Here is a 2,154-nt window from a genome sequence, read left to right on the forward strand (position 1 = left end):
GGGGAGAGGGAGGAGGGGCCGCGGGCGCGGTGCCTTTCGGAAGGCGTCCGCCCACGAGGCGTTCCAGGTCGGCGCGGGTCGTCCAGTAGTCGCGGACGGTCTCCAGGTAGGCGCGCCAGGCCTCCACCTGTTCGCGGCGGGCGATGAGGAGCGCGGGCAGGCCGATCTGCATCGCGTTGTATTGGCGCTGCGACTCCTCGACGATGGTGGCGCGCAGCGGGAGCACGGCCTTCTGGTAGCGCTCCGCCATGTTCCGGAGCGTCATCAGCCGGGCCCTGGCGGCGCGCACCTCCGAGCGGGCGTTCACGGACAGCTCCGTCAGCCGGTCCTCGCCCTGGCGGTATTGCGCTTCCAGCCGTGCGATGAGCGCCTGTCGCTGATCGAAGATGGGCAGCTCCAGTGACAGCGTGGGGCCGAAGAGGCGCGGGCCGTTCGCGTCGCGGTGCGTGTGCACGCCCACCTCCACGCGGCCGAAGAAGCGCGTGCTGCGTGCCAGCTCCAGCGCGTTCCACAACAGCGAGGCCTGCTTGCGGGCCGCGTCGATGTCCAGCCGCTGTCGGATGGCGAGCGTCTCCAGGTGCTCCAGCGGTGCCTCCGACACGGGCACCTCTGGCAGCTTCTCCGACAGCGTCCATTGTACCCGTGCGCCGAACAGGCCCATCAGCCGGTTGAGGTGCTCGCGCGCTTCGAACAGCGCCAGCTCATCCTGGGCGAGGTCCAACCGGGCCTGCTCCAGCGAGGCCTGCTCGGTGGCGAGCGCGAGCGCCGTGACGTTGCCCGCGGTGCGCTGGCGGTCCGCGAGTTCCGCCGCCGCGTCGGCGGCCTGGAACACCTCGCGGCGCAGGGCGACGAGCTGCTGGCGGGCCTGGACCTCGGTGAACGTCTGGCGGACCTCCGCGGTGGTGGCCAGGGCTTCATGCGCCACGCGCAGCGTGTCCGCCATGAACTGCTCCTTCGCCACCCGCTTGCGCAGGGGCAGCGTGAAGAGGTCCACGAAGCTTTGGACGATGGAGAACTCGGTTTCGGTGACGCCGTCGGAGGACAGCGGGAAGCCGATGCTCCCGCTGAAGGACGGGTTGGTCAGCAGCCCGGCCTGCACCATGTCCGCCTGGGAGACGCCCAGCTCCTCGTAGGTGCCCTGGAGGGCCGGGTTGTTGAGCAGGGCCACCTCCACCGAGCGGTCCGACGTGAGGGCCTGCGCGAGCAGGACGTCCAGGTGCTGTTGCACCTGCGCGTCCTCCGGCGTGCCCTGGTTCCAGCGTGTCTTCAGGCCCGTGCGCTCCTCCACGAGCGTCGCCACCTCCGAGTGTCCGCGCTCCTTGCGCACGGAGGCGCAGCCGCCCAGGAGGAAGACCGCGAGGAGGCAGGGGTATTTCCAGTGCACACGAGACCTCGGAAGGGGCATGCCCGTACGGCAAGCCAGGATGCTGGCCGCGGATGAGCAAGGGATGGGCCAGGACGTTGGTGAGCGCAACCCCACGGAACGACGGGGTTTGAAGGCACACGCTCCCACCCCCTCACGGGGTGGAGGTGTGACCGTGGACGTCACACTGTGATGCCCGTGGCCGTGGGGGAGCCCAGGCGTCCCACGCCCGGCATGAAGCGGCCCACGCGCTGCGCGTAGCGTGCGTAGTCAGCGCCGTGCAGGCGAAGCAGGTGGTCTTCCTCCAGCCGCACCTGGAGCGAGACGAGCAGCACGTAGTCGAGCCAGCCCATCACGGTCCACGCGCTCGGCGTCGCGAGCATCACGCCTGTCAGCACGGTGAGCATGCCGGTGAAGATGGGATTGCGCACGATGCCGAAGAGGCCTCCTGTCACCAGCTCCGTGCGTTCGGAGTCGATGCCGATGCGCCACGAGGCGCCCATCTGCAGTTGGGCGCGCACCGTGACGAAGAAGCCCACGACGACCAGCGCCCAGCCGCTCCACCGGACGGAGGCGGGGACCTGCCAGAGCCCCAGTGCCTGCTCACCGAGCGCGAGGTGCGCTCCACTCCAGAGCACGATGGCGAGCATGAACAGCGCCATGCCCACGCCGATGACGCGCTGGAGCGGCGGTCCTGAGCGGTGCAGCACCAGCGCGGGTCGACCGGTGCGCTGGCGCAGTCGCACGGAGGGAAGGACCATGGCGAAGAGCAGGAAGGCCAGGGTGGTGAG

At 70.1% G+C, this 2,154-nt stretch carries 2 protein-coding genes; both read right to left on the bottom strand.

The genetic code is table 11. The features are described 5' to 3' along the window. Positions 1 to 1,384: TolC family protein (locus D7X74_RS41465; protein WP_233602482.1), on the bottom strand; the 1,384-nt coding region annotated here is incomplete at its 3' end. A 161-nt stretch (positions 1,385 to 1,545) separates the two neighbouring features. Then, on the bottom strand, positions 1,546 to 2,154 hold a 609-nt coding region (locus D7X74_RS41470), incomplete at its 5' end, for an isoprenylcysteine carboxylmethyltransferase family protein (RefSeq protein ID WP_147446896.1).

It is taken from the genome of Corallococcus sp. CA047B, from assembly GCF_003612065.1.
Classification (GTDB): Bacteria; Myxococcota; Myxococcia; order Myxococcales; family Myxococcaceae; genus Corallococcus; species Corallococcus praedator.